Annotated in this window: 3 protein-coding genes; all 3 read left to right on the top strand. The window is 55.8% G+C overall.

Annotation, left to right across the window (positions count from 1 at the left end):
• Positions 1 to 29 precede the first annotated feature (29 nt).
• The 3 genes from BDE01S_RS08580 (at position 30) to BDE01S_RS08570 (ending at position 4,410) form a co-directional block, all read left to right on the top strand.
• The gene (locus tag BDE01S_RS08580) at positions 30 to 1,412 is read left to right on the top strand and encodes a phosphomannomutase/phosphoglucomutase (protein WP_066080222.1); all 1,383 of its coding nucleotides are present in this window, start codon (positions 30 to 32) and stop codon (positions 1,410 to 1,412) included.
• Between the two features lie 74 nt (positions 1,413 to 1,486).
• Positions 1,487 to 2,791, top strand: a complete 1,305-nt coding sequence (locus tag BDE01S_RS08575) for a DUF2130 domain-containing protein (RefSeq protein WP_066080219.1) — start codon at positions 1,487 to 1,489, stop codon at positions 2,789 to 2,791.
• A gap of 386 nt (positions 2,792 to 3,177) precedes the next feature.
• Complete coding sequence (locus BDE01S_RS08570) at positions 3,178 to 4,410, top strand: multifunctional CCA addition/repair protein (protein ID WP_066080216.1); 1,233 nt, start codon at positions 3,178 to 3,180, stop codon at positions 4,408 to 4,410.
• Positions 4,411 to 4,556 lie beyond the last annotated feature (146 nt).

Genomic DNA, 4,556 nt, shown 5'->3' with positions numbered 1-4,556 from the left:
CTAAACCGATACCCAGCAAGGAGCACACCATGGCTACCATCGCCAAAGACATCTTTAAAGCCTACGACATCCGCGGCATCGTCGGCAAAACCCTCACCAACGAAGCCGCCTACTTAATCGGCAAAGCCATTGCCGCCAAAGCCGCCGCACAAGGCATCGACAAAATCGCCCTCGGCCGCGACGGCCGCCTGAGCGGCCCCGAGCTGATGGCGCACATCCAACGCGGCCTGACCGACAGCGGCATCAACGTACTCAATGTCGGCATGGTGGCCACGCCCATGCTGTATTTCGCCGCCGTCAACGAATGCGGCGGCAGCGGCGTGATGATTACCGGCAGCCACAATCCGCCGGATTACAACGGCTTCAAAATGATGCTCGGCGGCGACACGCTGGCAGGCGAGGCCATTCAGGAACTGCTGGCGCTGATTGAAGCCGACCGCTTTGTCGAAGCCGCATCCGCAGGCAGCGTGACCGAGCAGGACATCTCCGGCAGCTATCACGACCACATCATCGGCCACATCAAGCTCAAACGCCCGATGAAAATCGCCATCGACGCGGGCAACGGCGTCGGCGGCGCGTTTGCTGGCAAGCTCTACCGCGGCCTGGGCAACGAAGTCACCGAGCTTTTCTGCGAAGTGGACGGCACGTTCCCCAACCACCATCCCGATCCGTCCAAACCGAAAAACCTGCAAGACCTGATTGCCGAGCTGCAAAAGGGCGATGCCGAAATCGGCCTGGCGTTTGACGGCGATGCCGACCGCTTGGGCGTGGTCACCAAAGACGGCCACATCATCTACCCCGACCGCCAGCTGATGCTCTTCGCCCAAGACGTATTGAGCCGCAACCCGCAGGCCAAAGTGATTTTCGACGTCAAATCCACCCGCCTGCTCGCCCCCTGGATTAAGCAGCACGGCGGCGAGCCGATTATGGAAAAAACCGGCCACAGCTTCATCAAATCCAGCATGAAGAAAACCGGCGCTCTGGTCGCCGGCGAAATGAGCGGCCACATCTTCTTTAAAGAACGCTGGTTCGGCTTCGACGACGGCCTGTACGCTGGCGCGCGCCTGCTGGAAATTTTATCGGCATCCGACAACCCGTCTGCCGTGCTCAACAGCCTGCCGCAGAGCATCGCCACCCCCGAATTGAACATCGACCTGCCCGAAGGCAGCAACGGCCACCAAGTCATCGCCGAGCTGGCCGCGCAAGCCACATTCGAGGGCGCGCAGGAAATCATCACCATCGACGGCCTGCGTGTGGAATTTGCCGACGGCTTCGGCCTGATGCGCGCATCCAACACCACGCCGATTCTGGTGCTGCGTTTTGAAGCCGACAGCCAAGAAGCCATCGAGCGCATTCAAAACCAATTCAAAGCCCTGATTGAAAGCCGCCCCGGCCTGACCTGGCCGCTGTAAAGCCCCTGCGCCGAGGCCGTCTGAAAACTGATTTTCAGACGGCCTTTCCATTAGCCTGTTTTGCGGAAACCGCCATGCAAGAAATCAAATGCCCCCACTGCCACACCGCCTTCACCGTCAACGAAGCCGGTTATGCCGACATTCTCAACCAAGTCCGCACGCGCGAATTTCAAAACGAAATCCATGAGCGGCTGCAGCAGGCGCAAAAACAGTTCCAAAGCGAAATGCGCCTGGCCGAAACCCAAGCGCAGCAACAGCTGGAGCGCGAGCTGGCGGATAAAAACAGAGAAATCGCCGAACTTGCCAACCAAATCGCAGCACACGAAAAAGACAGCCGCCTGGCCGTCGGCGAAGCCGAAGGCCGTCTGAAAGCGCAAATTGCCGAGCAAGACAAACTCATCGCCGAATTGAAAGCCCAAGCCCAAAGCCTGGCCGCCGCCAAAGAAATGGAGAAAAAGCTGGAAATCACCCAAGCCGTGGCCGACAAAGACCGCCAATTGAGCGACCTGACCGCCCGCCTCGCGCTGGAAGCCAAAGAACGCGAATTGGAAAAACAAAACCTGCGCGAAAAATACGAAGGCGAATTAAAACAAAAAGACGAAACCATCGCCTTTTACAAAGATTTCAAAGCCCGCCAATCCACCAAAATGATAGGCGAAAGCCTCGAAGCCCATTGCGAAAACGAGTTCAACCGCATCCGCACCACCGCCTTCCCGCAAGCGCAGTTCGGCAAAGACAACGACGCCGCAAGCGGCAGCAAAGGCGACTACATCTACCGCGAATACGATTCCGACGGCAACGAAATCATCTCCATCATGTTTGAGATGAAAAACGAAAACGACCACACCGCCACCAAAAAGAAAAACGAACATTTTTTCAAAGAGTTGGACAAAGACCGCACCGAAAAAAAATGCGAATACGCCGTCCTCGTCTCGCTTTTGGAGGCCGACAGCGAACTCTACAACAGCGGCATCGTCGATGTTTCCTACGCCTACCCGAAAATGTACGTCGTACGCCCGCAGTTTTTCATTCCCCTGATTTCGCTCCTGCGCAACGCCGCGCTCAACTCCTTGAAATACAAGCAGGAAGCCGCCCGTATGCGCGCGCAGAATATCGACATCACGAATTTTGAAGAAGACCTCAACGCCTTCAAAGAAGGCTTCGCCCGCAACTACGACCTTGCCAGCCGCAAATTTCAGACGGCCATCGACGAAATCGACAAAACCATCACCCACCTGCAGAAAACCAAAGAAGCCCTGCTTTCTTCTGAAAACAACCTGCGCCTGGCCAACAGCAAAGCGGCGGATTTGACGGTGAAAAAACTGGTACGCAAAAACCCGACCATGAAAGCCGCGTTTGAAGCCTTGGGAAAAGAGTAAGCCTGCTGCCGTCTAAAATATGTAGCAAAATACAGATGGCTGAGCAAAGTCGAAGCCATTATCTGCGAGCTTCCGGATAAACATTGAGATATTTTTATTGTTTTCAACGATGTATGAATTTGCACAGACAGAAAATCACCAGATTTTCGTCATTCCCGCGCAGGCGGGAATCCAGGAGGTAAAATTCCTGAAGCCTTGAAAACATTACAGAAATATTAAATTTCTGGATTCCCGCCTGCGCGGGAATGACGAATCCTTGCAGATTCTGTCTGTCTAAGAAAATACGTTACTGAAAATTAAAAATATATTCTATTTGATTATTCCGAACTCACGTTACCTATATACAAAGGCCGTCTGAAAACCGAAAAAAACCAAAGGAAACCCCCATGAAAACCTATCTTGTCGGCGGCGCGGTGCGCGACGCCCTGCTCGGCCTCGAAGTCAAAGACCGCGATTGGGTGGTGGTCGGCGAAAATGCGGAAAGTATGGCGGCTCGCGGGTTTCAGCCGGTCGGCAGAGATTTTCCCGTCTTCCTGCACCCGCAAACGCACGAAGAATACGCGCTGGCGCGTACCGAACGCAAAACCGCCAAAGGCTATGCCGGTTTCGTATTTCATGCCGGAAAAGAAGTCACGCTGGAGCAGGACTTATTGCGCCGCGACCTGACCATCAACGCCATGGCACAAGATTCAGACGGCCGGATTATCGACCCCTACGGCGGGCGGCAGGATTTGGAACACGGCATTCTGCGCCATGTTTCGCCCGCATTTGCCGAAGATCCGGTACGGATTTTACGCATTGCCCGTTTTGCCGCGCGTTACGGTTTCGAGATTGCCCCGGAAACCATGGCTTTGATGAAAAACATGGTCGCAAACGGCGAGGCCGAAGCCTTGGTGGCTGAACGCGTGTGGCAGGAATTGGCCAAAGGCCTGATGGAACGCGCGCCGCGCCGCATGATGGAAGTATTGCGCGAATGCGGGGCATTGAAAGTATTGCTGCCCGAAGTGGACGCGCTGTTCGGCGTGCCGCAGCGGGCGGATTACCATCCTGAAATCGATTGCGGCATCCACACCCTGATGGTGCTGCAATGCGCCGCCGATATGGGCTTGAGCCTGCCCGAACGCTATGCCGCGCTCCTGCACGACCTGGGCAAAGCGCTGACCCCGCCCGACATCCTGCCCAAACACCACGGCCACGACATCAACGGCGTGGCACCGGTTCGCGCAGTCAACGGGCGTTTGCGCGCGCCCAAGCATTGTGCGGAATTGGCCGAACTGGTGTGCCGCTGGCACATCATTTTCCACCAAGTCGCCCAACTCAAAACCTCGACGGTTATCGATGTCTTAAAAAAAACCGACGCCTTCCGCCGCCCCGAGCGTTTTCAGACGGCCTTAAACGTCTGCATCGCCGATGCGCGCGGACGCTTGAATTTCGAACACGCCCCCTACCCGCAGCGCGAACACTGGCTGGCGCTGCTGGCCGCCGCCAACGAAGTCGACTCCGCCGCCATCGCCGCCGAGTGCCGGCAAAACGGCAAAGCCCATCTGATTGCCGACAAAATCGACGCCGCGCGTCGGCAACTGATTACACCGCTGCACAAAAGCTACCCGCATTCATAAAGCAGCAAAAAGCCGTCTGAAAAACGCAGTAACCTGCATTTTTCAGACGGCTTTTCAGCATATATAGCTGGAGAAATTAAACTCTGATACAAGGCGGCAAGCCACAGGCAATACAAATCGTACGGGTCGGCGGACTGGTTGCTTCA

Source organism: Bergeriella denitrificans NBRC 102155 (assembly GCF_001592185.1).
In the GTDB taxonomy this organism is placed as follows: Bacteria; Pseudomonadota; Gammaproteobacteria; order Burkholderiales; family Neisseriaceae; genus Neisseria; species Neisseria denitrificans.
The sequence above is the reverse complement of the archived record's forward strand: the minus strand, read 5'-3'. Positions and strand labels throughout refer to the sequence as shown.

Excerpts from the sequence above, each read along its gene's own strand:
- BDE01S_RS08580 (WP_066080222.1), top strand. The coding sequence starts at position 30 with ATGGCTACCATCGCCAAAGACATCTTTAAAGCCTACGACATCCGCGGC.
- BDE01S_RS08575 (WP_066080219.1), top strand. The coding sequence starts at position 1,487 with ATGCAAGAAATCAAATGCCCCCACTGCCACACCGCCTTCACCGTCAAC.
- BDE01S_RS08570 (WP_066080216.1), top strand. The coding sequence starts at position 3,178 with ATGAAAACCTATCTTGTCGGCGGCGCGGTGCGCGACGCCCTGCTCGGC.